General features: G+C 68.6%; 19 protein-coding genes. 12 read left to right on the top strand and 7 right to left on the bottom strand.

The features are described 5' to 3' along the window. The first annotated feature begins 4 nt into the window (after positions 1-4). Positions 5-487: a SixA phosphatase family protein gene (locus HPF_RS14465; RefSeq protein WP_133156977.1), complete on the top strand. Its 483-nt coding sequence runs from the start codon at positions 5-7 to the stop codon at positions 485-487. 23 nt (positions 488-510) lie between these two features. On the opposite strand, the gene HPF_RS14460 is transcribed toward HPF_RS14465, so the two are convergent. The 3 genes from HPF_RS14460 to ppx form a co-directional block, all read right to left on the bottom strand. Then, complete coding sequence (locus tag HPF_RS14460) at positions 511-3,450, bottom strand: hybrid sensor histidine kinase/response regulator (protein ID WP_133156976.1); 2,940 nt, start codon at positions 3,448-3,450, stop codon at positions 511-513. A gap of 3 nt (positions 3,451-3,453) precedes the next feature. Further along, positions 3,454-4,569 carry a response regulator gene (locus HPF_RS14455; protein ID WP_066151316.1) on the bottom strand — a complete coding sequence of 372 codons (1,116 nt, stop codon included), beginning with the start codon at positions 4,567-4,569 and terminating at the stop codon, positions 3,454-3,456. 102 nt (positions 4,570-4,671) lie between these two features. Further along, positions 4,672-6,153: an exopolyphosphatase gene (gene ppx, locus HPF_RS14450; RefSeq protein ID WP_133156975.1), complete on the bottom strand. Its 1,482-nt coding sequence runs from the start codon at positions 6,151-6,153 to the stop codon at positions 4,672-4,674. A 130-nt stretch (positions 6,154-6,283) separates the two neighbouring features. Here ppx and HPF_RS14445 point away from each other — a divergent pair, with 130 nt between their 5' ends. The 8 genes from HPF_RS14445 (at position 6,284) to phoR (ending at position 13,494) form a co-directional block, all read left to right on the top strand. Further along, a complete protein-coding gene (locus HPF_RS14445; RefSeq protein ID WP_243721588.1) occupies positions 6,284-6,844 on the top strand; it encodes a TlpA disulfide reductase family protein in 561 nt (186 codons plus the stop codon). A 98-nt stretch (positions 6,845-6,942) separates the two neighbouring features. Then, a complete protein-coding gene (pstS, locus tag HPF_RS14440; RefSeq protein WP_066151313.1) occupies positions 6,943-7,974 on the top strand; it encodes a phosphate ABC transporter substrate-binding protein PstS in 1,032 nt (343 codons plus the stop codon). Positions 7,975-8,065: 91 nt separating this feature from the next. Beyond that, a complete protein-coding gene (gene pstC, locus HPF_RS14435) occupies positions 8,066-9,064 on the top strand; it encodes a phosphate ABC transporter permease subunit PstC (protein ID WP_066151312.1) in 999 nt (332 codons plus the stop codon). Between the two features lies 1 nt (position 9,065). Beyond that, positions 9,066-9,923, top strand: a complete 858-nt coding sequence (gene pstA / locus HPF_RS14430) for a phosphate ABC transporter permease PstA (RefSeq protein WP_066151311.1) — start codon at positions 9,066-9,068, stop codon at positions 9,921-9,923. A gap of 31 nt (positions 9,924-9,954) precedes the next feature. After that, positions 9,955-10,746: a phosphate ABC transporter ATP-binding protein PstB gene (gene pstB, locus HPF_RS14425; protein WP_066151309.1), complete on the top strand. Its 792-nt coding sequence runs from the start codon at positions 9,955-9,957 to the stop codon at positions 10,744-10,746. A gap of 14 nt (positions 10,747-10,760) precedes the next feature. Continuing rightward, positions 10,761-11,462, top strand: a complete 702-nt coding sequence (phoU, locus tag HPF_RS14420; RefSeq protein ID WP_066151307.1) for a phosphate signaling complex protein PhoU — start codon at positions 10,761-10,763, stop codon at positions 11,460-11,462. After that, positions 11,459-12,181, top strand: a complete 723-nt coding sequence (gene phoB, locus HPF_RS14415; RefSeq protein ID WP_066151305.1) for a phosphate regulon transcriptional regulator PhoB — start codon at positions 11,459-11,461, stop codon at positions 12,179-12,181. The genes phoU and phoB overlap by 4 nt, the downstream gene beginning before the upstream one ends. Before the next feature lie 20 nt (positions 12,182-12,201). Further along, a complete protein-coding gene (gene phoR / locus HPF_RS14410; RefSeq protein WP_133156974.1) occupies positions 12,202-13,494 on the top strand; it encodes a phosphate regulon sensor histidine kinase PhoR in 1,293 nt (430 codons plus the stop codon). On the opposite strand, the gene HPF_RS14405 is transcribed toward phoR, so the two are convergent. The 4 genes from HPF_RS14405 to trxA all read right to left on the bottom strand — a co-directional run bounded on the left by HPF_RS14405 (position 13,491) and on the right by trxA (position 17,442). Beyond that, complete coding sequence (locus tag HPF_RS14405) at positions 13,491-15,197, bottom strand: hypothetical protein (RefSeq protein ID WP_079365732.1); 1,707 nt, start codon at positions 15,195-15,197, stop codon at positions 13,491-13,493. The genes phoR and HPF_RS14405 overlap by 4 nt on opposite strands. Positions 15,198-15,306: 109 nt before the next feature. After that, positions 15,307-15,555 (bottom strand): type B 50S ribosomal protein L31, encoded by a 249-nt coding sequence (locus HPF_RS14400; RefSeq protein ID WP_066151302.1) that lies wholly within the window; start codon positions 15,553-15,555, stop codon positions 15,307-15,309. Positions 15,556-15,653: 98 nt separating this feature from the next. Further along, complete coding sequence (rho, locus tag HPF_RS14395; RefSeq protein WP_066151301.1) at positions 15,654-16,916, bottom strand: transcription termination factor Rho; 1,263 nt, start codon at positions 16,914-16,916, stop codon at positions 15,654-15,656. Positions 16,917-17,109: 193 nt separating this feature from the next. Continuing rightward, the gene (gene trxA / locus HPF_RS14390) at positions 17,110-17,442 is read right to left on the bottom strand and encodes a thioredoxin TrxA (protein WP_066151299.1); all 333 of its coding nucleotides are present in this window, start codon (positions 17,440-17,442) and stop codon (positions 17,110-17,112) included. Between the two features lie 143 nt (positions 17,443-17,585). Here trxA and HPF_RS14385 point away from each other — a divergent pair, with 143 nt between their 5' ends. The 3 genes from HPF_RS14385 to HPF_RS14375 are packed head-to-tail and all read left to right on the top strand — an operon-like array spanning position 17,586 to position 24,690. Next, the gene (locus HPF_RS14385; RefSeq protein WP_133156973.1) at positions 17,586-20,189 is read left to right on the top strand and encodes a PD-(D/E)XK nuclease family protein; all 2,604 of its coding nucleotides are present in this window, start codon (positions 17,586-17,588) and stop codon (positions 20,187-20,189) included. Next, a complete protein-coding gene (locus HPF_RS14380; RefSeq protein WP_133156972.1) occupies positions 20,186-23,440 on the top strand; it encodes a UvrD-helicase domain-containing protein in 3,255 nt (1,084 codons plus the stop codon). Before HPF_RS14385 ends, HPF_RS14380 begins: the two co-directional genes overlap by 4 nt. Continuing rightward, positions 23,437-24,690 carry a TIGR03862 family flavoprotein gene (locus HPF_RS14375; protein ID WP_066151293.1) on the top strand — a complete coding sequence of 418 codons (1,254 nt, stop codon included), beginning with the start codon at positions 23,437-23,439 and terminating at the stop codon, positions 24,688-24,690. The genes HPF_RS14380 and HPF_RS14375 overlap by 4 nt, the downstream gene beginning before the upstream one ends. Positions 24,691-24,709: the final 19 nt, after the last annotated feature.

Here is a 24,709-nt window from a genome sequence, read left to right as displayed (position 1 = left end):
CCCCATGGACCTCATCCTCTGGCGACACGCCGAAGCCCAGGACCACCCCTATGGCGAGCAGGGCGCGCAGGGCGACCCGCTGGACCTGGAACGGCGCCTGACCCCGCGCGGCGAGAAGCAGGCCGCGCGCATGGCCGCCTGGCTGGACCGGCAGCTGCCGGACGGCGCCCGGGTGTACGTGAGCCCCGCCGAGCGGGCCCGTCAGACCGCCCACGCGCTCGGCCGCAAGCTGCGCGTGCGCGACGAGTTGCTGCCCGGGGCGGACCCGGCCGCGGTGCTGGCGCTGGTGGGCTGGCCCGAGGGCCGCGGCCCGGTGCTGGTGATCGGGCACCAGCCGACGCTGGGCCAGGTGATCGCCCAGCTGCTGAACCTGCCCGAGGGCGAGTGCACCATGCGCAAGGGCTCGGTCTGGTGGCTGCGCCAGCGCGAGCGCAACGGCCGCATGCAGACCGTGATTGTGACGGTGCAGACGCCGGAACTGGTCTGAGCGCACCGGCCTGCTGAACGCCGTCAGGTGGTCACCAGTGCCTCGCGCGTGCCCTGCGCCACCTGGTCGAGCAGCCCGTCGTACGCAAAGACCTCGGGGTCTTCCGCCAGAGAACGCGTCTCCAGCGCCTCGCACAGCTGCGCCAGCCGCGCCGCGCAGGTGTTGAGCGCAGCGCCCTTGAGCTGGTGCGCGGCATTGCCCAGCGCCTCGTGGTCGCGCGTGGCCATGGCCTGGCGGATGTCGTCCATGCGCGTGTCCAGTTCGGCCAGGAAGTCCTGGACGATGGCGCCGCGCACCTTGCCCGCACCGTTGTCGAACTCGCCCAGCATGGTCCAGCGTTCGGTGTTGATCCAGGGCGCAGCGGGCCGGGTCGGGGCCGGGCCTGTGGCACTGCTGGCGGCCGCGGGCGCGCGCTCGATCCAGCGCTGCAGCGCCTGGCCGAGCGTGTGCAGTTCCAGCGGCTTGGCCAGGTAGTCCGACATGCCCGCTTCCAGGCAGCGGGTGCGGTCGTTCGGCAGGCTCGACGCGGACACCCCCAGCACGATGGGGGCGGCAGGCCCCAGACGCTCGCGGATCTGGCGCGTGGTCGCGGCGCCGTCCATCTCGGGCATGTGGCTGTCCATCAGCACCAAGGCGTAGGGCTGGTGTTCGCGCTGGGCCTGCTCCACCGCCTCGACCGCGCGCAGGCCGTTGTCGCGCAGGTCGTGCGGATAGCCCAGCCGGTGGAGCATGGCGGAGGCCACCTTGAGGTTGGTCAGGTTGTCGTCCACCACCAGCACGCGGTGGGGGCTGCGGGCCAGCTGCAGCGTGGGCACCAGGGGCGCCACGATGTCCTCGGGACGGGCCGGCTGGGCGCGGATGGTGAACGAGAAGGTCGAGCCCACGCCGGTCTGGCTGTTCACCTGGATGCGTCCGCCCATGCGCTCGACCAAATGGCGGCAGATCATCAGCCCCAGGCCGGTGCCGCCGTAGACGCGTGCGGTCGAGGTGTCGCCCTGCGAGAAGGGCTGGAAGAGCTCGCCCAGCCGCTGCTGCGAGATGCCGACCCCGGTGTCGCTGACGCTGAAGCCCAGGGTCAGCGGTTCGCCCGCCTGCTCGACCCAGGCCCGCAGGCAGACCTCGCCGTGGTGGGTGAACTTCACCGCGTTGGACAGCAGGTTCAGCAGCACCTGGCGCAGGCGCGTGATGTCGCTGACGATGGCGCGCGGCAGGTCCGGGCGCAGGTCGACGCGCAGCGCCAGCCCCTTTTCCTGGCAGCGCAGCCGGGAGATGTCGCACACGCCCTGGATGGCCGCATGCAGGTCCATCGGCAGGTGTTCCAGTGCCAGCTTGCCCGATTCGATCTTGGAGAAGTCCAGGATGTCGTCGACCACGGCCAGCAGCTGTTCGCTGGACACTTTGAGCACGCCCAGCAGCTCTTTCTGCGAAGGTGTCAGGCCGGTGTCGGTGAGCAGCTGGCTCATGCCGACCACGCCGTTGAGCGGGGTGCGGATCTCGTGGCTCATCACCGCCAGGAAGCCGGCCTTGGCCCGCACCGCGGCCAGCGCCTCTTCGCGCGAGGTGGCCAGTTCGGTGGTGCGCAGGCGCACCCGTTCTTCCAGCAGCAGGGTGGCGTCGCGCAGAGCCTTGTTCTTGCGCTTGATGGCCCGGTTGTAGGCGTGCAGCTTGAGCGCGCTGTCGTGCATCACGCGCGAGAGGTTGTAGACCTCCCGGAACGGCGCCTTCTCCTGCACCGGCGGCACCTGGCCGGAGCCCAGCTGGGTGGCGGACTTGTTGAGCTGGTGGAACTGGGCCGACAGGCGCCGGGCGACCAGAAAGGCGCCCAGCACACCGACGCCGATGAGCGCCGCCATGGCCAGCAGCGCCCACTGCCGGGCCTGGAGCACCTGCGCCGTGAAGTCTTGTTCCGGTGCCACCACCACCAGCTGCCAGCCCAGCTCGTACTTGGCGCCGAAGGGGCGCTGCAGCGCGATCAGGCGGTTGCTGGTCAGGCCCAGTCGCTGCAGCCAGTCGCGCTCGGTCTCCAGCCGCACCAGGCCCGGCGCGCGCCGCGAGCCCTGCCGGTCGGGAGCAAACAGCTGGGTGTAGGACTCGCGCACCAGCGGCTCGCGGCTCTGCAGCGGCGTGATGCGCTGGTGGCGGCCGTTGACCAGTTCGCTGAGTTCCTCGTCCACCGACGACGCGACCATGCGGCCCTGGCCGTCCACCAGATAGGTCACCGCGTGTTCGCTGATGCGCGTGCTGCGGATCAGCTCGGTCAGGCGCGCCAGGCTCATGTCCACCGCCATCACGCCCAGCAGGGTGCGGTTGTCGGTGTCGAAGATCGGCTGGGCCAGCGTCAGGTCGAACTGCTTCTTGACCGCCGAGCGGTAGACGTCGGTGAACACGCGCTTGCCGGTGCTCGCGGCCAGCTGGTACCAGGGGCGCTTGCGCGGGTCGTAGATGGTGTCCTCGGTCCTGACCAGGCGGCTGCGGTCGCCCGGTGCGTCGATCTCGTAGTGGCGCCGCCCGCTCTCGCCGGGCAGGATTTCGCGCACCACGAAACGGCCTTCCTCGCGTTCGAGCCCGAAGAAGCTGCCGTCGGTGGTGCCGTAGTACAGATAGGGCACGTTGGGCGACTGCTGGGTCAGCGCGTAGGCCATCAGCTCGAAAGCGGCCGGGTCGCGCAGCCAGTTGCGCGTGCGCTCGGCCTCCGCGCCGCTGGTGGGCACCGGCGGCACCAGTGCGTTGACCACGGTGTGCGACTCCCCCAGATGGGCCAGCGCACCCACGTCCACCCGGTGCGCGGCCTGGCTGATCGCATTCTCGGCCAGCGTGTCGATGGACTGCGAGCTGTTGGACGAGAGCAGCCAGGACACCAGCACCGCAGGGATCAGCGCCGACAGCACCAGTGCGGCAATCAGCGCCGGGCCGATCGAGAGGCGGCGGCGGCCGGCCGGCGTGGGGGTGTCGCGCTCGGCCATGGGTCAGGTCGCGGGCAGGGGGTCGACGGCGCACACCTCCAGCGGCTCGGGACACTGGGGCAGGGTGACGAAGTGGCGCGAGACGGGCTGCACCGCCCCGGTCACCGCGCGCAGCACCGGGATCGACAGCGTCACCGGGTGCGGGCCGACGGCGGCGCGCTGCATCGCCAGAGCGTTGACCACAGTTTCACCCACCGGCAGCACCTGGGCCGCGCCGCCCAGCAGGCCGTCCAGCCGCATCATCGCCACCGGACCGCTGTGGATGGCGATGCCCGCCTCGAAGCGCGGCAGCGCCAGGTCGGGGAACTGCTGCTGCACCCAGCCCTGCATCGCCGCGGCCGACTTGCGCAGACCAAAGGCCGCCTTGACCGCGCGCAGGCCCTGGTGGGCGGAGGTTTTGGACGTGCGGTCGGTGAACACCGCCAGCAACCCGTCGCCGACAAAGTGGGCCGAGGTGGCGCCGAACAGGTGGACCGTGTCGCCGCCACCCTCGTAGTAGCGCTTGAGCATCATGGCCAGTTGCTGCGGGTCCAGGGCGCGGGCCCACTCGCGGTCGTTGCGGATGTCGGCGAACAGCACGGTGGCCTGTGGGTGGAAGTCCTCGCGGTCGCCCTGGGCCTCGCCGGGCCACTGTTCGCTCAGCTCGTGGGCCAGCCGCAGTTCGTACTGCTCCTGCAGGGTCCAGGCCTGTTCGTCCAGGGCCTCGTTCACGGCCTCCTTCACCTGCAGCTCCAGCGCCGCGGTGCGCATGGCCTTGCGGTTGAGCTGGGCGGCCACCGCGTCGACCAGTTCGCGCGGGTGCACGGGTTTGGTCAGGTAGTCGTCGGCGCCCAGCGTCATGCCCTGGCGCATGTTGCGCCGCTCCTGCAGCGAGGTCAGCAGGATGAACGGGGTCTGCTGCAGGGCCGCGTGTTCGCGGACCGCCTTGAGCAGGTCGAAGCCGTTGACACCCGGCATGTTGATGTCGCTGACGACCAGATCCGGCCGGTACTGCCGGATCGTCATCCACGCCGACTGCCCGTTGTTGGCTGTCAGCACCTCATGCCCCTGCAGGTGCAGGGCCGCCTCGATGAGACGCATTGTTCCTGCGTCGTCTTCCGCCACCACGATCAGAGCCATTGTTTTTCTTCGTTTTTCAGGCCGCCGAAGGCCCTTTGGGGGGCGATGGTATCGGTTGATCGGGCAGCGATGTGGCGCGCAGCGCACGTCGCCGTGCCGCTTTCAACGGATGTCGGCGGAAAATTTCCAGTTTGTTTTCTGCCAGGCCAGCAACTCCTCGCCGAGCAGCCAGGCCGACTGCGGGAAACGCCGGGCCCATCCCTCGGGTGTCACCAGCCGGAACGCACCGGGCTTGTAGCCCAGCTTCAGGGGCTCGTGTTCGGGCATCCGGCGCGCGTGGCACAGGATGACCGCCAGCCGCAGGCACAGCAGCTGTTTGGCGAACAGTTCGTCCTGCAGGGGTTCCTCCAGCTTGCGCAGCTTGCCCCGCTGACCCAGCACCAGCTGGCTCATGCGGTGCAGTTCGGGGAACGAGAAGCCCGAGGCGTCCACGTTGTCCAGGATGTAGGCGCCGTGGTGATAGGAGCGGTCGTGCGAGATGTGGGTGCCGATCTCGTGCAGCCGCGCCGCCCAGGCCAGCTTCTGCGAGAAGCGCTCGTTGGCCTCGCCGGCGGCGACCTGGGCGAAGAGGGCGGTGGCCACCTCGCTCACCCGCTGCGCCTGCGCGGCGTCCACCGAAAAGCGCTCGCTGAGCCAGCGCACCGTGCGCTCGCGCACGTCGCCGCCCCCGGTGTCGCGGTCGATCAGGTCGTAGAGGGCGCCGTGGCGCAGCGCACCCTGGGCGGGAATCATCTCCTGGATACCGAACAGGTCGAACACGGCGCGCAGCACACTCACGCCGCCGCCGATCACCGGCCGGCGGTCGTCCTTCATGCCTTCCATGCGCAGCTGGTCGGCGCTCCCGGCCTTGATCAGGCGCTCGACCAGCCAGTCCAGGCCGTCGCGCGTGACCACGCCGGCCGGCCGGCCGTTGGCGGCCAGCACGTCGGCCACCGCGCCCACCGTGCCCGAGGAGCCATAGGCGACCGACCACAGCGACGGCGGAAAGCTGTCCAGCGCCTGGTCGAGCACCGCCTTGGCCGCGATCTCGGCCGTGCGGAAGGCGTCGGCAGTGAACTGTCCCTTGGGGAAGTAGCGCGTGGACCAGGCCACGCTGCCCAGCCGGTACGACTCCATCTGGCGGGCGGTGTAGCCCTGGCCGATGATCAGTTCGGTGGAGCGGCCACCGATGTCCACCACCAGCCGCCGCTCGTCCGACTGCGGCAGCAGGTGGGAGACGCCCTGGTAGATCAGCCGCGCCTCCTCCTGGCCCGAGATCACCTCGATGCCGAAACCGAGGATGGCCTGCGCCTTTTGCAGGAAGTCGTCCCGGTTGCGCGCCTCGCGCAGGGTCTGGGTGGCCACCGCACGCACCTGCTGCTTGCGAAAGCCGTGCAGGCGCTCGGCGAAGCGGGCCAGGCAGTCCCAGCCGCGCTGCATGGCCGCCGGGCTGAGCATCTTGTTGTCGTCCAGCCCGTTGCCCTGGCGCACGGTTTCCTTGAGGTACTCGATGCGCTCGATGTGGCCCGCCTGGAGGCGCCCGATTTCGAGGCGGAAGCTGTTGGAGCCAAGGTCGATGGCGGCGAGCAGGGTACCGTTTTGCATGGGGCAGGCGCTGACGAAAGTGGGCCGATTGTGACGCATGGACCGCGCCGTCCGGCTTGAAGCCGTGGCCCGGGCTGCGTATGCTGCGCTCTTCGCACTCCCGTCCCATTTCCTTTCCGGACCCGCCCACATGAACCAGCGCACCCGCTTCAAAACCTCTTCCGGCCGTCGCCAGTGGCTGGGCGCGGCGATGACCCTGGTCGCTGGAGGGCTGGTGAGACCCGTCCTGGGGCAGCCGGTGTCGGCTGCCGCCGAAGAAGCCAAGGCGCCGCCGCTGCCAGCATTGGGCAGCACCCTCGCGGTGCCGCCGGTCGACCTCATTGGTGGCGGGCGTTTCGACCCCGCGCAGGCGCGCGGCAAGCCGCTGCTGGTGTACTGGTGGTCCAGCATCTGTCCGTTCTGCGCCCTGCAGAGCCCGGAGATGGACGCCTTCTGGAAGGCGCAGCAGGGGCGCGGCCTGCAGATGCTGGCCCTGTCGATCGACAGAAAGCCGGCCGATGCGGCGGAGTACCTTAAGAAAAAAGGCTACGAATTTCCGGCCGCCTGGGCCTCCCCGGCCTGGCGCCAGGCATTCCCCAAGCCCAAGGGCCTGCCGGTGACGCTGCTGGCGGGGGCGGACGGCCGCCTGCTGCTGGCCGAAAAAGGCCAGATGTTCGCGGAAGACGTGCAGGACATGGCCCGCCTTTTCTGAAGGCTGTCATGTGACATCGCCGTTTTGTCACAGAGCTGTCACGTTGGGTGCCTAGAGTCCGGGACTGTGAACCTTTTCACCAACCCGTGAGGACCCGAATGATCACCAAACGCTCCCTTCTGAAGACCGTCGCCGCCGCCGCCCTGGCCACCATGGCGATTGCCCCGGCCTTTGCCGCCGACATCACCGGCGCGGGCGCCACCTTCCCGTTCCCGGTCTATGCCAAGTGGGCCGAGGCCTACAAGAAGGAAACCGGCACCGGCCTGAACTACCAGTCCATCGGTTCCTCCGGCGGCATCAAGCAGATCCGCGCCAAGACTGTGACCTTTGGTGCCACCGACGCCCCGGTCAAGGGTGAAGAGCTGGACAAGGACGGCATGATCCAGTTCCCGGCCATCATTGGCGGCACCGTGCCCGTGATCAACCTGGAAGGCTTCCAGCCTGGCGAACTGCGCGTGACCGGCCCCGTGCTGGCCGAAATGTTCATGGGCAAGATCGCCAAGTGGAACGACCCCAAGCTGGTCGCCCTGAACCCCGGCAAGAAGCTGCCGGAAGAGAACATCACCGTGGTGCACCGCGCCGACGGTTCGGGCACCACCTTCAACTGGACCGACTACCTCAGCGCCGTCAGCAAGGAGTGGGCCGATTCCGTGGGCAAGGGTGCCGCCGTCAAGTGGCCGGCCGCTTCGTCTGTCGGTGGCAAGGGCAACGAAGGCGTGGCCGCCAACGTCAACCGCATCAAGGGTGCGGTCGGCTACGTGGAATACGCCTACGTGAAGAAGAACAAGATGAACTTCATGCAGCTGCAGAACGCCAACGGCAAGTACGTCAGCCCCGACGACGCGACCTTCGCAGCCGCCGCCGCCAGCGCCGACTGGTTCAGCGTGCCGGGCATGGGCATCTCCATGGTCAACGCCAAGGGCGACAACGCCTGGCCCGTGTCCACCGCCTCGTTCATCCTGATGTACAAGAACCCGGCCGACAAGGTCGCGTCGGCCGAAGCCCTGAAGTTCTTCGACTGGGCCTTCAGCAAGGGCAAGACCCTGGCCACCGAACTGGACTATGTGCCGCTGCCCGATGCCCTGACCGCCCAGATCCGCAGCAAGGTCTGGAACCAGGTCGCCAAGTAAGACCGGCACCCGTGGCCCGGGCTCTGGTGCACACTTTGCACCGGTTCCCGGGCCTTTCAACGGTATGAAAGCACCTGAAGGGGACCCCATCATGAGCGTGGGCATCACCATGACGTCGCCATCCGAGGCTGCAGCGCCAGCCAACTCCCGCATGCTGTCGATCGCGCGCAAGCAGCGGTTGCAGGATGCCCTTTTTCACCGCATCACCCAGCTGTTCTCGCTGCTGGTGCTGTTCGCCCTTCTGGGCATCATCGTCTCGCTGTTCATCAATGCGCTGCCCGTCCTGCAGAAGTTCGGCGCCCGGTTCATCTGGTACGTCGAGTGGGACATCATCAACGAAGAATTCGGTGCCGCGATCGCCATCGTCGGCACCCTGGCCAGCGCCGGCATCGCGCTGCTGATCGCGGTGCCGCTGGCCTTCGGCATCGCGCTGTTCCTGACCGAAACCTGCCCGCCCTGGCTGCGCCGCCCGCTGGGCACGTCCATCGAGCTGCTGGCCGCCGTGCCGTCCATCATCTACGGCATGTTCGGCCTGTTCGTGTTCGCACCGCTGTTCGCCGACTACTTCCAGGTGCCGGTGCAGAAGCTCATGAGCGGCATGCCCCTGATCGGCTTCCTGTTCGGTGGTTCCACCAACGGTATGGGCATCCTGGCCGCCGGCATCGTGCTGGCCTTCATGGTGCTGCCCTTCGTCGCCGCGGTGATGCGCGACGTGTTCGAGATCGTGCCGCCCATCCTGCGCGAGTCGGCCTACGGCCTGGGTTGCACGACCTGGGAAGTGGTGCGGCGCGTGGTGCTGCCCTACACGCAGAAGGGCGTGATCGGTGGCGTGATGCTGGGCCTGGGCCGCGCGCTGGGCGAGACCATGGCCGTCACCTTCGTGATCGGCAACGCCAACCGCATGCCGAGCTCGCTGTTCTCGCCGGGCACCTCGATCGCCTCGACCCTGGCCAACGAATTCGGCGAAGCCGCCGACTTCCACATCTCGGCCCTGTTCGCGCTGGGCTTCCTGCTGTTTGTCATCACCTTCATCGTGCTGGCCTTGGCCAAGTGGATGATCGTGCGCGGCGAAAAGGCCAAGGGACTCTGACATGACCGATTTCAACAAAACCCTCTACCAGCGCCGCAAGCTCTCCAACGCCGTCGGGTTGACCCTGTCCATGGGCTCCATGGTGCTGGGCCTGGCGGTGCTGCTGTGGATCCTGTACGTGCTGCTGTCCAACGGCCTGGCTGCGCTGGACCTGAACATGTTCACCCAGGACACGCCGGCGCCGGGTTCGGAAGGCGGCGGCCTGCGCAACGCCATCGTCGGCAGCCTGCTGATGGTGGGCGCCACCGTGCTGTTCGCCACGCCCATCGGCATCTTTGCCGGCGTCTACCTGGCCGAGTACGGCGACACCAGCAAGACGGCCGAGCTGACCCGCTTCGTCACCGACATCATGCTGTCGGCCCCCTCGATCGTGCTGGGCCTGTTCGTCTACGCCATCGCGGTGGCCACGGTCGGCGGTTTCTCCGGCTGGGCCGGCACGCTGGCGCTGTCGCTGATCGCGGTGCCGGTGATCGTGCGCACCACCGAGAACATGCTGCGACTGGTGCCGGGCAGCCTGCGCGAGGCGGCGTTCGCCCTGGGCGCGCCGCGCTGGAAGGTGGCCTCCATGGTCACGCTGCGCGCCGCCAAGAGCGGTGTGATGACCGGCCTGCTGCTGGCCGTGGCCCGCATCAGCGGCGAGACCGCACCGCTGCTGTTCACTGCGCTGAACAACCAGTTCTTCAACGCCGACATGAGCAAGCCCATGGCCAACCTGCCGGTCGTGATCTTCCAGTTCGCCATGAGCCCTTACGACAACTGGATCCGTCTGGCCTGGGGCGGCGCGCTGCTGATCACCCTGGCCGTCCTCATCCTGAACATCGTTGCCCGCGTCTTCTTCCGGAACAAGACTCCTGCCTGAGCCAGGCGCCACCCACACGGAAACCACCCACATGACCGCCACCGCCATCGCTCCCGCCGCCGTCGAACAGCGCAACGCGCTCGAGGTGCGCAATCTCAACTTTTTCTACGGCAAGTTCCAGGGTCTGAAGAACGTGACCATGAACATCGCCGAGAAGAAGGTCACCGCCTTCATCGGCCCGTCGGGCTGCGGCAAGTCCACGCTGCTGCGCACGCTCAACCGCATGTACAGCCTCTACCCCGGCCAGCGCGCCGAAGGCCAGATCAACTTCTACGGCGACAACATCCTCGACCCGAAGCAGGATCTGAACCTGCTGCGCGCGCGCATCGGCATGGTGTTCCAGAAGCCGACGCCGTTCCCGATGTCGATCTACGACAACATCGCCTTCGGTGTGCGCCTCTACGAAAGCCTCTCGAACAGCGAGATGGACGACCGCGTGGAGTGGGCCCTGAGCAAGGCAGCGCTGTGGAACGAGGTGAAGGACAAGCTCCACCAGAGCGGCCTGTCGCTCTCCGGCGGTCAGCAGCAGCGCCTGTGCATCGCCCGCAGCGTGGCGGTCAAGCCCTCGGTGCTGCTGCTGGACGAGCCGACCTCGGCGCTGGACCCGATCTCCACCGGCAAGGTGGAAGAGCTGGTGCACGAGCTCAAGAAGGACTACACGATTGCCATCGTCACGCACAACATGCAGCAGGCCGCCCGCTGCAGCGACTTCACGGCCTACATGTACCTGGGCGAACTGATCGAGTTCGGCTCCACCGAGCAGATCTTCTTCAAGCCCACGCGCACCGAGACCGAGGACTACATCACCGGCCGCTTCGGCTGATCAGGGAGACCACCATGGGTGACAAACACATTTCCAGCCAGTTCGACGCCGAGCTCAATTCCATTTCCACCCACGTGCTGGAGATGGGCGGGCTGGTCGAATCGCAGCTGCACCAGGCAGTCTACGCCTTGGTCCATCTGAGCCAGGAGACGGCCGAGCAGGTGATCGAGACCGAGAACCGGATCAACCAGATGGAGATGAACATCGACCACGAGATCATCTCCACCATCGGCCGCCGCCAGCCCACCGCGCGCGACCTGCGCTTCCTGATGGCCATCTCGCGCACCACCCAGAACCTGGAGCGCGCCGGCGACGAGATCGCCCGTGTGGCCCGCATGGTGAAGTCGATCATCGAAAGCGGCTCGCCGCGCTCGCTGCCGATTTCCGAGCTGCGGCTGGCCGCCGACCTGGCCGCCGGCATGCTTCGCAAGACGCTGGACTCGTTCGCGCGGCTGGACACCAACATGGCGCTGGCCATCATCAAGGAGGACGACGCCATCGACGGCGAGTACAACGGCTTCCTGCGCAAGCTCATCACGTACATGATGGAAGACCCGCGCACCATCTCGCCGAGCCTGGACCTGCTGTTCCTGGCCAAGTCACTGGAACGCGTGGGCGACCACGCCAAGAACATCGCCGAGCAGATCATCTTCGTTGTCAAGGGTGAGGACGTGCGCCACAGCTCGATGGACAAAGTGCAGTCGGTGGTCGGATGAAAAAACTTCCCCGCGTGCTGGTGGTCGAGGATGAGCCGGCGATTGCCGAGCTGATCGCGGTCAACCTGCGCCACAACGGTTTTGCACCCACGGTGGTGTTCGACGGTGAGTCGGCGCGCCGCGAGATCGACGCGGTTCTGCCGGACGTAATCCTGCTGGACTGGATGCTTCCCGGCGAGAGCGGCGCTGCCCTGGCCCGCACCTGGCGCCGCCAGGAGCGCACCAAGACCGTGCCCATCCTGATGCTGACCGCCCGCAGCGACGAGTCGGACAAGGTGCAAGGGCTGGACGCAGGCGCCGACGACTACATCACCAAGCCGTTTTCCACCCAGGAACTGCTGGCACGCATCCGCGCCGTGCTGCGCCGCCGTGCCCCCGAGATCGTCAACGACTCGGTGCAGGTGGGCGAGCTGTCGCTGGACGCGGCCACCTACCGCGTGAGCTTCCGCGAGGTCGAGCTCAAGCTCGGACCGACCGAATTCAAGCTGCTGCACTACCTGATGAAGCACCCGGAGCGCGTGCACACGCGTGGTACCCTGCTCGACAAGATATGGGGTGACCATGTCTTCATCGAGGAGCGCACCGTGGACGTACACGTCAAGCGGTTGAGGGAATCCCTGGGCGACGCTGCCGGCATGGTGGAAACGGTGCGCGGCGCGGGCTACCGCCTCACGTCCCGCGTGGCTGTCGGGCAGGGAAGCGGCGACAGCGCAGCATGATCGGGCGGGCGTTTGGGCTGATGCTGCTGGTGGCAGCGGCTGGCGCGTGGGGCTGGACCAGAGGCTCGGTGACCTGGACGCTGGCGGGGGCGGGCCTGGGGGCCATGCTCTGGCTAGCCTGGGACAGCGTGCGCGCTGCGCAGCTGCTGCGCTGGCTGAGCCGGGCCGACGACATTCACATCCCCAGACTCTCCGGGCTCTGGGGTGAACTGCTGGAGCGCACGCGCAAGCGGTTCCGCACCCTCGAACAGAAGGCCCATGGCAGCGACGAGCGGCTGGAGGATTTTCTGGCCGCGATCCAGGCTTCACCCAACGGCGTTGTGCTGCTCGACAGCATGGCGCGCATCGAGTGGTGCAACCTGACGGCGGCGCAGCACCTGGGCATCGATCCGCAGCGAGACCTCGGGCAGTACGTGCGCAACCTCGTGCGGCATCCGAGCTTCAACGCCTACATGGACGCAGGTGACTTCGGTGCCGAGATCGAGGTCGACGGTCCCGGCCAGCGTCCGACACAACCCAGAAAAATCTCGCTGCAGATCCACGCCTATGGTGACCAGCGACAGTTGATGCTCACGCGCGATGTCACGGCGGTGCAGCTGGCCGATTCGATGCGCCGGGATTTTGTGGCCAACGTCTCGCATGAAATCCGCACGCCCCTGACGGTGCTCAGCGGCTTTGTGGAGACCATGCAGAGCCTGCCGCTGGAGGAGGCCGACCGCCAGCGCTTCCTCGGTCTCATGAGCCAGCAGGCCCAGCGCATGCAGACGCTGGTCAACGATCTGCTGACACTGTCCCGCCTGGAAGGCAGTCCCGTGCCGGGCACCGGGGAGTGGGTCGATGTCTCCGAGTTGCTGCGCCAGGCGGTGCTGGAGGCGCAGGGCTTGTCCGCCGTGATCGCCGATCCGGTGCATCGGATCGAGGTGGTGCCCGGGCCGGCGCTGGAGGTGGCAGGCAACCGCAGCGAACTGCTCAGCGCCATGTCCAATCTCCTGAGCAATGCGGTCCGCTACACGCCGCCGGGAGGGCGCATCCGGGCCGGCTGGCGCCTTGTCGATGACGGGGCGGGGGAGTTCTTCGTGGAAGACACGGGACCGGGGATCGAGGCGGAGCACCTGCCGCGCCTCACCGAACGCTTCTACCGCGTGGACCGCAGCCGCTCGCGCGAGACGGGGGGCACGGGTCTGGGGCTGGCCATCGTCAAACATGTGGCGCAGCGCCACGGTGGGCAGGTGGTGGTGCACAGCACGGTCGGGCGCGGCTCCACTTTCATCATCGCGCTGCCGGTCACGCGCGTGCGCGCCACCGGCAGCTAGCGAACCGGACCGCCCACCCGCTGGTAGATCAGCACCCGTTCGCGGTCATTGAGGCGCCGCACCGTGGCCTTGTAGGCCCATTCCGTCAGTGCCACCCGTTCGTCCAGCGTCGGCTGGGTGTCCGGGTTCACCACCATGATGCGGCACTCGCCTGCGGTCTCGTCACCGGTGCGGCGCAAGCTGAGGCCACCCTGAAACTGCAGCGACGCGATCTGCGTCTGACCAAGCCCGTCCACCAGCACGCAAGGGGAGCCTGGCGGCACCAGCGTGGCGATGCGGCGCGCCACCGGCCCATAGCTGCGGCCATAGTCCAGCAGCGGCAGCCACAGCGTCATGAGCAGCAGCCAGCACAGGGTGGCACCAGCGGCCGGCAGCACCAGGCTCTTCCAGATGGCCTGCCGATGCCGTCCCACGCGCCAGGCCACCAGCCAGCCCCAGGCGATGGTGGCCAGCAGCGCGGGCAGCAGAAGCAGCCACGAGAACTCGGGGTTGAACCCGGGGGCCAGCTTGGCCACGTTGGCGGCGGGTTTGGCTGGGACGCCGGTCTGCATGGCGAACCAGATGACCCAGATCACCAGAGCGCATCCGCTGAAAAACACCAGCGTGAACCAGTCGATCAGGGCGGACACGCTGCGCCGGAGCGTGGGCAGCGCGAAAGCGGCCAGGACAGCCATGGCCGGCAGGGCCAGCAGCAGCGAACGGTCGAAATCCGGGTTGATCGCGCTGTTGACAACACTCACCAGTGCGGCCCACAACGGAAGCGCCACATGTGGGCTGCGCAGCTGGTGGCGCCAGCGCCAGAGCGTCCAGAGCGCCAGAGGCCAGGCGGGCCAGGTGAACCACACCAGCAGCTTGCCCCAGCGCTTCCAGTCTGCCATGGAAGCGGGCAGCGACAGCGCCTGGGGCCAGTGGATCTGCTCAGTGATCGAAGCAAGCAATGCGGCCAGTGCCAGCAGTCCCATCACCCAGCTCAGCTCCTGCGGCGCTGCCGCACCCTGAGCCGACCGGCTGGTCCACACCAGCAACAGCAGACCGGTGCCCAGGGCCAGCGCAATCCAGGGCGCGCCGCTAAGCACCAGGCCCAGCGTGGCCGCACCCCACAGGGCCACGGCTTTCCATGGGTGGCGGGTGAGCGGCAGCGCCATGCGCGTGGCCGCCATGAGCACCGCACTGACCATGGCCAGCCGCGCCAGGTCCGGCGTGGTTTCATGCGACATCTGGGCCAGGCCCAGGCAGGCCACCAGCGCCAGCAGCGCCGCATCCGCCATCGCGCGCGCATAGTCGATCGGGTCCGCCTCGCCACCGAAGGCAAAGGCCACGGGTTGTGCGCTGGCCTGGCGCGCGAGGTGGTAGGTCGCGTACCAGGTGCAGACCAGGGTGAGCGCGAGCATCATGCCGAACGGCACCCGGACGGCGAGGTCGGGCGGCAGAAACGGCAAAAACCGGATGGCCAGTGCTCCCAGCCAGTAAGGAAGAGGGCCCACCATCTCGGCGGGCTGTCCCAGCACCTGGGGTTGCCACCAGCCGCTGCTGCCCCGGGCCATTTCCATCATGGCGCCGAAGGCGGCCACGTCCAGGTTTTTCCAGGGCTCCCGCCCCAGAAATCCGGGCAGCACATAGGCCAGACCCAGCAGCAGCAGGGCGAGCCTTGGCAGACGGCGCACAGCCGACTGGGTCACGATGGCGGGGGTGGCAAGACTCACGGCGGGGAATATACAGGGGTACGCGGGGCACGCAGGGCGAAAAAAAAAGCAGCCGGGAGATCGGCTGCTTTCTTTCCCGGGCGCAGGCCCGCAGGGTCGATCGGTCCGATTACTTCTTGCCGAAGCGATTGCGGAACTTCTCGACGCGGCCACCCATGTTGTCCACCGACTTCTGGGTACCGGTGTAGAAGGGGTGCGACTCGCTGGAGGTATCAAGTTTGTAGAGCGGCAGCTCGCGGCCGTCTTCCATCTTGATGGTTTCCTTGGTGTTCGCGCAGGAACGCGTCACGAACTTGAAGTTGTTCGACAGGTCCACGAAGCAGACTTCGCGGTAGTTGGGGTGAATGCCTTCTTTCATGGCGATTCCTTGGGTCAGGTGCGGCAGCCGCGGGAGAACCGTTCTCCCGTACTTGTCGCAAGTTGCAAAGCCTTGAATTATATGATGTTTTTGCGGTATCAACCGCCGCGGCGCATCATGTCGAAGAACTCGGAGTTGTTCTTCGTCGCCTTCATGCTCTTGAGCACCATCTCCATGGCCTCAATCTCGTCCATGTTGTACATGAACTGGCGCAGGATGCGAGTCTTCTGCAGGATCTCGGGTGCCAGCAGCAGTTCTTCGCGGCGGGTGCCGCTGCGGTTGAGCTGGATCGAGGGGAAGACGCGCTTTTCGTACAGGCGGCGGTCGAGGTGGATTTCGCTGTTGCCGGTGCCCTTGAATTCTTCAAAGATCACCTCGTCCATGCGGCTGCCGGTATCGACCAGGGCGGTGGCGATGATGGTCAGCGAACCGCCTTCTTCCACGTTGCGCGCGGCACCGAAGAAGCGCTTGGGACGCTGCAGGGCGTTGGCGTCCACGCCGCCGGTCAGCACCTTGCCAGAGCTGGGCAGCACGTTGTTGTAGGCGCGGGCCAGGCGGGTGATGGAGTCCAGCAGGATCACCACGTCCTTCTTGAGTTCGACCAAGCGCTTGGCGCGCTCAATGACCATCTCGGCCACATGCACGTGGCGGGCGGCCGGCTCGTCGAAGGTGGAAGCGATCACGTCGCCGCGCACCGTGCGCTGCATTTCGGTCACTTCTTCCGGGCGCTCGTCCACCAGCAGCACCATCAGTTCCACCTCGGGGTGGTTGGCAGTGATGGCGTGGCAGATGTGCTGCATCATCACCGTCTTGCCGCTCTTGGGCGGTGCGACGATCAGGGCGCGCTGACCCTTGCCGATGGGCGAGATGATGTCGATGACGCGGCCGGTGATGTTCTCGTCGGTCTTGATGTCACGCTCCAGGCGCATCTGCTGCTTGGGGAACAGCGGCGTCAGGTTCTCGAACATCACCTTGTGCTTGTTCGCCTCGGGCGGCAGGCCGTTGATGGCATCCAGCTTGTTCAGCGCGAAGTAGCGCTCGCCGTCCTTGGGAATGCGGACCTCGCCCTCGATCATGTCACCTGTGTGTAGGTTGAAGCGGCGGATCTGGCTGGGGGAGATGTAGATGTCGTCGGTGGACGCCGTGAAGCTGGTGTCCATGTTGCGCAGGAAGCCGAAGCCGTCGGGCAGCACTTCCAGCACGCCGTCCGCGTTCACCTGTTCGCCGGCCTTGGCGCGCTTCTTGATGATGGCGAACATCAGCTCCTGCTTGCGCATGCGGCCGGTGTTTTCGATCTCAAGCGCTTCGGCCTGCTTGAGGACTTCAGACACGTGCAGTGCCTTGAGTTCGTTAAGGTGCATGGAAATCGCTCCGGAAGGGAGTCTTGTCAGAACCGGGGAGGGGGCGCTGATGTCCGGATGGCGGACTGGCGCTGTCAGGAGGGGCTGGGCGTTGGTAGGCCAGCTGACGCGAGAATTATGACAGGAAAAAACCGGCCACCGGAGCCGACCCCAGGCCTTGCACCCGGAGCAGCGGTGGCCGGCGCCGGGCCGGTCAGGCCAGTTGCTGGTCGATGAATGCCGTCAGCTGGGCCTTGCTCATGGCGCCCACCTTGGTGGCAGCCAGCTGGCCGTCCTTGAACAGCATCAGCGTGGGGATGCCACGGATGCCGAACTTGGCGGGGATGTCGCGGTTTTCGTCGACATTGACTTTGGCGATCTTGAGCTTGCCGTTGTAGGAGCCGGCCACTTCGTCCAGGATCGGCGCGATCATCTTGCAGGGGCCGCACCATTCGGCCCAGAAGTCGACCAGCACAGGGGCTTTGGCGTCGAGCACATCGGCCTGAAAGGTTGCATCGGAAACGTGGGTGATCAGCTCACTGGCCATGGTTCATCCTGAAGAACGTGGATCGGGGAAGTTAAAGTCGGAAACAGGGCATCTGCAAGAGCGGAGCCTGTGAACCGAGACATTGTGACAGAAACCCCCCACCGATGACGCCTGCGCCAGACCACCCCACAGCGCCTGGGCCCATGCCGGTCGCCCCTGACGGATGGCAGGCGGTGGTGCGCCGCATTGAGGCCGCGCTGGCTTCAGGCGGCGGCTCGCCGGATCGGTGGCTGGTGCTGCTGCCGTATGCCCAGCTGATCGATCCGGCCCGTCGGGCCTGGGCTGCGTCTCATCCCACCGGCTTTGCGCCCCGTTTCGAGACCACTCGCAACTGGGCGGCCGGGCTGACGCCCTGGTGGCCCGCGCCCACCGATCTCAGCGGCGACATGGCGCGAGACAGTCTGGTGGCCGAGGCCCTGGTCGACCGCATGGCCAGGGGCCAGCAGGACCCGGCGCTGCGCGCCGAGCTGGTGTCGCGTCTGGTCGATGCGGCCCGCCAGCTGGTGCCGCTCGCAGCAGCGGTGCCGCCGGGGCAGCGGGCGGCCTGGGCCGAACGGCAACGCACCGCCCTGACGCCCGGCCCGCAGTGGGAGGCGCTGGTGGCCTCCCTGGCCCTGGCCTGGGTGGGCAGTGCAGGGTTTGCCACCGACGTGCTCTGGTCGGACCGCGCGGCGCCCGGCCACGCGGCCGACCGGCTCTGGCTGCTGCAGGGTTTTCAGGACGACCCGCTGGGACAGGCGCTGGCCGCGCACTGGGTCGGGCGTTCCGAGGTGTTCTCGCTGGCAAAGCTGCTGGGCGTGTCTGAAAGCACCCACGACGGTGCGCTGTGCCTTCAGGCCTGCACCGACCCGGAAGACGAGGCGCGCCGCGCCGCTGCAACGGTGATCGCCCGCGTCAACGAGGGGCGGGTGCCGCTGGCCCTGGTGGCCAACGACCGCCTGCTGGTCCGCCGCATCAGCGCCATGCTGCACGCGGTCGGTGTGCCGCTGCGCGACGACACCGGCTGGAAGCTCTCCACCACCCAGGCGGCCGCAAGGCTCATGAGCCTGCTGCGAGCCGCGGATCCCCGGGCCCGCACCGACGACGTGCTCGACCTTCTCAAGCAGGGCGGCATCTGGCCGGCCGGCGGCGTGGAAGCGCTGGAACAACTGGCGCGCGAGCATGGTCTCTCATCCTGGCGGGCGGTGCTTCGGCACGCGGCGCTGGCGCCCCTGGCGCCCCTGGTGCCCGAGGGGCTCACGGCGATGCTCGAGTCTCTGCAGGCGGCGCGCCCGCTGGAGCGCTGGCTCGACGATCTGCGCTCCGCACTGGAGGCATGCGGGCTGTGGTCCATGCTCTGCAACGATCCGGCCGGGCAGCAGGTGCTGCAGGTGCTGCGTTTGAACGAAGGGGCCTCGTCCGAGCTGCGGCAGGTCGGGCAGGCGCTGGCCGATGGCGCCCGGACGGCGCCGCGCATGGGTCTTGCGGCGTTCTCTGCCTGGGTCCGGAGCGTGCTGGAGAGCGTCAGCTTCCTGCCGCGCAGCGACGCCGAAGCGCCTGTGACAATCCTGCCGATGGCCCAGTTGCTGGGGCGCGGCTTCGCGGCGGTGGTGATGCCGGGCTGTGACGAGGTCACGCTCGATCCCAGCCCCGAGCTGCCCGGCCCCTGGACGGCCGCACAGCGGGTGGCGCTGGGGCTGCCGACGCGGGAGCAGCTGTCGGCCGCGGCACAAGGCGCCTGGACCGCTGCGCTCTGTGCGCCCTCGGTCGACGTTCTTTGGCGTTGCCAGAAAGACGGCGAGCCGCTGTCGCCCAGCCCCTGGGTGCTGGCGCTGCCGGATGGTGAATCGGTCGCTGCCTCCGCAGGCAGCCACGACCTGCGCCGCCGCCTGGACCCCGCGCCGGTGCCGCCACCCCAGCCGTCGGCGTCGGCGCTGGTGCCGGCCCGGCTGTCGGCCAGCGCTTACCAGGACCTGCGCGACTGTCCCTACCGCTTCTTCGCGCTGCGGCAGCTGCGGGTGAGCGATGCGCCCGAGCTGGAGGCCGAGCCCGACCAGCGCGACTTGGGCAACTGGCTGCACGCGGTGCTCAAGGTTTTTCACGAGGAGCGCGGCGACCAGCGCCCGGGCCGCGAGGCCGATGCGCAGCGGCTGGACCAGATCGGGGACGAAGTGGCGGCCGCCATGGGCCTGCAGGGCGACGCCACCGAGGCGGGTTTTCTTCCGTACCAGGCGGTCTGGCCGGCGCTGCGCGAGGGCTATCTCGGCTGGCTGGCCGGCCACGAGGCCCAGCCCGGCCGTCCCGGCCCCGTGTTCGAACGCGCCGAGGCCGAGCTGGCGGCAGAACTGCCGCCCTGGCGCCTCTGGGGCAAGCTCGACCGGATCGACCGCCAGGACAGCCCGGAGGGCCGGTTGCCGCTGGTCATCGACTACAAGACCGAAAGCCGGCAGAAGACCGAAGACCGGGTCAGGCATCCGTTCGAGGACACACAACTAGCGTTCTATGCCGCACTGCTGCCCGACGAGAACCTGCGTGCGGCCTACCTGAGCATCACCGACGGCCGATCGGCCAGCGGGAAAAAAGGCGCCACCCACCTGATCGAGCAGCCGCTGGTGCTGCAGGCGCGCGAACGCCTGCGCGAGGGCCTGGTGGCCGACCTCTCGCGCGTGGCGGCCGGGCACCCGATGCCCGCGCTCGGCGAAGGGCGCGTCTGCGAGCACTGCGACGCCCGGGGCCTGTGCCGCAAGGACTTCTGGAGTGGTGCATGAGCACGCAGGCCGCCTACCAGATCAATGGCCAGCCGGTGTCGGCCGAGGCCTTCTATGCCGCGGCCTGCGACCCGGCGCGCTCGATCGCGGTCGAGGCCTGCGCGGGTGCGGGCAAGACCTGGATGCTGGTGGCGCGCATCGTGCGGTCACTGCTCGACGGCACGCCCGCGCAGGACATCCTGGCCATCACCTTCACCAAGAAGGCCGCCGGCGAGATGCGCGCGCGGCTGGGCAGCGAGCTGCGCCGCTGCGCGGGCCTCGATGAGGCCGGGCTGGTCCAGACCCTGCGCAGCTGGGGTTGTGGCGATGCCGAGGCCCGGCGCCGCGCGCCCGAGCTCAAGACCTTGCACCAGCGGGTCACCGCCTCGGGCCGGCAGGTGCAGCTGCGCACCTTCCACAGCTGGTTCTCGGCGCTGCTGCGGGGCGCGCCGCTGACGGTGCTGCAGGAACTGGGGCTGCCGCTGTCCTACGAGCTGCTGGAAAACGACAAGAAGGCCATGCCCCTGCTGTGGCCGCGCTTCTACGCGGCGCTGGCAGCCAGCAGCGAAGACCGGCAAGCGTTCTTCGACAGCGTGGCGCGCCACGGCCGCCACCAGACGATCAAGGCGCTGGAGGCGGCGCTGGCCAAGCGTGTGGAGTTCGGACTGGCGGACGCCGCCGGCCTGGTGGAACGCTCGGTGGCGCATTTCAGCGAGGTGTTGCCGTGGCTTGCGGGCTTCGAACGGCCGGAGCAGGCCCTGACGGGTGACGCCGCGCGCGCGCGCTGGCTGGGCTGGGCCCGGGAACTGGGCGCGGAGAAGAACAAGACGCCGCAGAAGGCGGCCGATGCGGTGGTGGACGCGTTCGCCGCCGGTGATGAGCCGGGTCGCGTGGGTGGGCGGCTGGCGGCGCTGCGCAAGGCCTTCTTCGTGGCGACCGAAGACCGCCTCAACACCAACCTGGCCAAGTTCCCCGCGGCCCAGGCCGCCGAAGCCGAACTGCAGGAGCTGCTCAAGGCCCAGGCCCAGCACGAGGCCTGGCTGCACCAGCAGCGCATGACCCGCCTGGCGCGGGTGCTGCTGGCCTGTTACGCCGATCTCAAGCGCGAGCGCGGCTGGGTGGACATGAACGACCTCGAGTCCGCCGCCTGCCGCCTGCTGGGCGACGCCGAACTCTCGGGCTGGATGCAGCAGCGGCTGGACGCCCGCGTGCGCCACCTGCTCATCGACGAGTTCCAGGACACCAACCCGCTGCAGTGGAAGTCGCTGTACGGCTGGCTCAGCGCCTACGCCGGGGCCGGTTCGGGCGAGGCGCCCAGGGTGTTCCTGGTGGGCGACCCCAAGCAGTCGATCTACCGCTTCCGCCGCGCCGAGCCCCAGGTGTTCAAGGCCGCCCAGGCCTTCGTGGTGCAGGGGCTGGGTGGCGCGCTGCTCAGCTGCGACCACACGCGCCGCTGTTCGCAGGCGGTGGTGCAGACGCTCAACACGGCCATGGCCGCGGCGACGGCGGCGGGCGAATACGCCGGCTTCCGGCCCCACACCACGCACAGCCAGGAGGCCGGTTCGGTGGGCGCGCTGCCGGCCATCGAACGCCCCGCGAAAGAAGACGCGAGCAGCGACGAGGAGCCGGTCTGGCGCGACAGCCTGAACCAGCCGCGCGTGCTGCCCGACGAAGAGGGCAGTGCCGAGCGCGAGGCCGCCCAGGTGGCCGACTGGATCGCGCAGCAGGTGGCCTCAGGCCACGCGCCCGACGGTTTCATGGTGCTCGCGCGCAAGCGCAACCGGCTGCATCTCGTGCATGAGGCGCTGCGCGAACGCGGCATCGCGAGTGAGGCGCCCGGCGAGGCCGAACTGATCGAATCGCCCGCGGTGCAGGACATGGTCGCGCTGCTGGACGCGCTGGTGTCGCCGCGCCACCACCTGAGCCTGGCGCGGGCGCTCAAGTCGCCTCTGTTCGGCTGGGACGACGACCGGCTGGTGGCGCTGGCCACCGCGGTGCGCGCCGCAGGCGAGGGGCTTGAAGACAAACCCGGGTGGTGGGAGGTGCTGCCCAGCGTCGACCCCGCCACCGCCGGCACGCTCGCGCTCTACCAGGACTGGCTGCGCCGCCTGCCGCCGCACGATGCGCTCTCGGCCATCGTCGACCACGGCGACGTGCTGGCGCGCTTTGCCTGCGCGGTGCCCGCGAGCGAACGCGGCGCCACCCTGGCCGCGCTGCGGGATCTGCTGGCTCAGTCGCTGGCCCAGGACGGCGGACGCTTTCTCACGCCCTACCGCTTCGTGCGGGCGCTCAAGGCGGGCGGCATCGCCGCGGGCGGCGCCCACCAGCCGGGCGCCGTGCGGCTGCTCACCATCCACGGCGCCAAGGGCCTGGAGGCCGACACCGTGGTCCTGCTGGACACCGACAACCCGCCGCAGAAGCCCGAGAGCATGGGCGTGCTGGTGGATTGGCCGGCTGGCGAGGATGCACCGCGTCGCTTCGTGTTCCTGGCGAGCGAGAAGAAGCCGCCCAGCTGCGCGGTGGACCTGCTCGCCACCGAACAGCAGGCGCGTGCGCTGGAGGAACTCAATGCGCTGTACGTCGCGCTCACACGGGCCGAGACGAACCTGGTGATCTCTAGCTTCGTGCCGCACCAGCCGCCCGACCAGAGCTGGTGGCGGCGGCTGCAGCCGCTGGCGCAGCCGCTGCCGGCGCCGGTGGTGGCCACCCAGGCGGTCGCGGTGCATACGCCCATTGAACTGCCGGCGCTGCCGGCGCTGGACCCCAAGTGGCTCCGCATGGACATGCCCGACACGGACGTGGCAGAAGACGACGAACGTTCCCGCCTGGGCCAGGCCATGCACCGCCTGCTGCAGTGGCGGCCGACGCCGTTGGGGGACTTCACCTGGACCGACGAGCACCTGCGGGCGGTGGTGCGCGAATTCCAGCTGAGCCCCCAGGCCGGCGATGAGGCATTGGCGATGGCGCAGCGTGTGGTGGCGGGCGAGGCCGCCTGGGCCTGGTCGGCGCAAGACCTGCTGCACTGGGGCAATGAGGTCGAGCTCTGGCACGAGGGCGAACTGCTGCGGCTGGACCGGCTGGTGCGGCGGCGCGACAGCGGCGAATGGTGGGTGCTTGACTTCAAGAGCGCCGAGCGGCCGGAACTGCAGGCCGCGCTGCGCGAGCAGATGGCGCGCTACCGCCGGGCGCTGCAGGCGGCCCGTCCTGGCGAACCGGTGCGGCTGGCCTTCGTCAGCGCCACCGGACAACTGATTGAACTGGAAACCCCATGAATTCTGACGTCGCGATCATTGGCGGCGGACCGGCCGGTCTGATGGCCGCCGAGGTGCTGTCGGCGGCCGGCGTGCCGGTGAGCCTGTACGACGCCATGCCCTCGGTCGGCCGCAAGTTCCTGCTGGCCGGCAAGGGGGGCATGAACCTGACCCACTCCGAACCGGCCGACCGGTTCGCGGGCCGCTACGGCGAGCGGCGCCAGCAGATCGAGGCCCTGCTGGCCGACTTCGGCGCTGGCGATGTGCGCGCCTGGGCGTTGGGCCTGGGCATCGACACCTTCGTCGGCAGCTCGGGCCGCGTCTTCCCGACCGACATGAAGGCTGCGCCATTGCTGCGGGCCTGGCTGCAGCGCCTGCGCCACCCAGCCGGTGGCGGCCCCGGCGTGCGCTTTCACATGCGCCACCGCTGGCTGGGCTGGGCCGTCGATGGCCGGACGCTCAGGTTCGAAACCCCGTCGGGCGAACAGCAGGTGCAGGCCCGCGCCGTGGTGCTGGCGCTGGGCGGCGGCAGCTGGGCACGCCTGGGTTCCAACGGCGCCTGGGTGCCGCTGCTGGCGGCGCGCGGTGTGGCGGTGGCACCTCTGTTGCCCGCCAACTGCGGCTTTGACGTCGCTGGGGGTTGGACCGAACACTTCCGCAGCCGCTTTGCCGGGCAACCGTTCAAGAACGTCGCGATCCGCTTCGAAAGCGAGGCGGTGCCGGTGTTCGAGCGCCAGGGCGAATTCGTCGCCACACAGACCGGCGTCGAGGGCAGCCTGGTCTACGCGGCGTCCGCGCTGCTGCGCAACCAGATCGTCCGGGCGGGCGAGGCCACCCTGGAGCTGGATCTGCTGCCGGCCTGGACCGCGGAGCGGGTGCAGCGCGAGGTGGCCCATCCGCGCGGTTCGCGCTCCCTCTCCAGCCACCTCAAGAGCCGGCTGGGCCTGGACGGTATCAAGACCGCGGTGCTGTACGAACGGCTGGGCAAGGACGCGATGAACGACCCGGCGCAGCTGTCCCGGGCGATCAAGGCCTTGCCGCTGCCGCTGGTCGCGGCGCGGCCCATCGACGAGGCCATCAGCAGCGCCGGTGGCGTGCTGTTCGAGGCGCTGGACAGCGGCCTGATGTGCGAGCAGCTGCCTGGGGTGTTCTGCGCCGGCGAAATGCTGGACTGGGAGGCACCCACCGGCGGCTACCTGCTGACCGCCTGCCTGGCCAGCGGCCACCGGGCCGGGCAGGGCGTGCTCGATTGGCTGCAACGGGCCAACTGAAACCCTTCTGTCATCACGG

This window comes from Hydrogenophaga pseudoflava (genome assembly GCF_004353865.1).
Classification (GTDB): domain Bacteria; phylum Pseudomonadota; class Gammaproteobacteria; order Burkholderiales; family Burkholderiaceae_C; genus Hydrogenophaga; species Hydrogenophaga pseudoflava.
This window is presented reverse-complemented; position numbering and strand designations above follow the sequence as displayed.

Bases quoted from the DNA above. Each gene is read 5' to 3' on its own strand.
- HPF_RS14465 (WP_133156977.1), top strand. From the start codon at position 5: ATGGACCTCATCCTCTGGCGACACGCCGAAGCCCAGGACCACCCCTAT.
- HPF_RS14460 (WP_133156976.1), bottom strand. From the start codon at position 3,450: ATGGCCGAGCGCGACACCCCCACGCCGGCCGGCCGCCGCCGCCTCTCG.
- HPF_RS14455 (WP_066151316.1), bottom strand. From the start codon at position 4,569: ATGGCTCTGATCGTGGTGGCGGAAGACGACGCAGGAACAATGCGTCTC.
- ppx (WP_133156975.1), bottom strand. From the start codon at position 6,153: ATGCAAAACGGTACCCTGCTCGCCGCCATCGACCTTGGCTCCAACAGC.
- HPF_RS14445 (WP_243721588.1), top strand. From the start codon at position 6,284: ATGAACCAGCGCACCCGCTTCAAAACCTCTTCCGGCCGTCGCCAGTGG.
- pstS (WP_066151313.1), top strand. From the start codon at position 6,943: ATGATCACCAAACGCTCCCTTCTGAAGACCGTCGCCGCCGCCGCCCTG.
- pstC (WP_066151312.1), top strand. From the start codon at position 8,066: ATGAGCGTGGGCATCACCATGACGTCGCCATCCGAGGCTGCAGCGCCA.
- pstA (WP_066151311.1), top strand. From the start codon at position 9,066: ATGACCGATTTCAACAAAACCCTCTACCAGCGCCGCAAGCTCTCCAAC.
- pstB (WP_066151309.1), top strand. From the start codon at position 9,955: ATGACCGCCACCGCCATCGCTCCCGCCGCCGTCGAACAGCGCAACGCG.
- phoU (WP_066151307.1), top strand. From the start codon at position 10,761: ATGGGTGACAAACACATTTCCAGCCAGTTCGACGCCGAGCTCAATTCC.
- phoB (WP_066151305.1), top strand. From the start codon at position 11,459: ATGAAAAAACTTCCCCGCGTGCTGGTGGTCGAGGATGAGCCGGCGATT.
- phoR (WP_133156974.1), top strand. From the start codon at position 12,202: ATGCTGCTGGTGGCAGCGGCTGGCGCGTGGGGCTGGACCAGAGGCTCG.
- HPF_RS14400 (WP_066151302.1), bottom strand. From the start codon at position 15,555: ATGAAAGAAGGCATTCACCCCAACTACCGCGAAGTCTGCTTCGTGGAC.
- rho (WP_066151301.1), bottom strand. From the start codon at position 16,916: ATGCACCTTAACGAACTCAAGGCACTGCACGTGTCTGAAGTCCTCAAG.
- trxA (WP_066151299.1), bottom strand. From the start codon at position 17,442: ATGGCCAGTGAGCTGATCACCCACGTTTCCGATGCAACCTTTCAGGCC.
- HPF_RS14385 (WP_133156973.1), top strand. From the start codon at position 17,586: ATGCCGGTCGCCCCTGACGGATGGCAGGCGGTGGTGCGCCGCATTGAG.
- HPF_RS14380 (WP_133156972.1), top strand. From the start codon at position 20,186: ATGAGCACGCAGGCCGCCTACCAGATCAATGGCCAGCCGGTGTCGGCC.
- HPF_RS14375 (WP_066151293.1), top strand. From the start codon at position 23,437: ATGAATTCTGACGTCGCGATCATTGGCGGCGGACCGGCCGGTCTGATG.